The 450-nt window shown below is 57.8% G+C and carries 1 pseudogene; it reads left to right on the top strand.

The window, feature by feature from the left end:
* Positions 1 to 450 (top strand): annotated as a pseudogene (locus ACU8YC_RS27525) (multicopper oxidase CueO); the annotation flags it as partial.

The following is a 450-nucleotide window of genomic DNA, read 5'->3' as shown; positions in this document are numbered from 1 at the left end:
CATGCGGCGCCGCGCGGCTGGATGCGCCTGCGTCTGCTTAATGGGTGTCATGCCCGCTCACTGAATATCGCGGCCAGCGATAATCGCCCGCTGTATGTCATTGCCAGCGATGGCGGTTTGTTGGCGGGGCCGGTAAAAGTGACCGAGCTTCCTATGCTGATGGGCGAACGCTTCGAAGTGCTGGTGGATGTGAGCGACGGTAAAGCTTTTGATCTGGTCACATTGCCTGTCAGTCAGATGGGCATGGCGGTGGTGCCGTTTGATAAACCGCACCCGGTCATGCGCGTTCAGCCGCTGCTGCTTACCGCCTCCGGCACGTTACCGGATATGCTGACATCTATGCCAGTGCTGCCGTCGCTTGATGGGCTGACGGTACGTAAACTGCAGTTGTCTATGGATCCGATGCTCGACATGATGGGCATGCAAATGCTGATGAAGAAATACGGCGGG

This window comes from Citrobacter sp. VF227, assembly GCF_052950715.1.
Note: the sequence above shows the minus strand (reverse complement) of the source record. Positions and strands in the feature narration are given on the sequence as shown.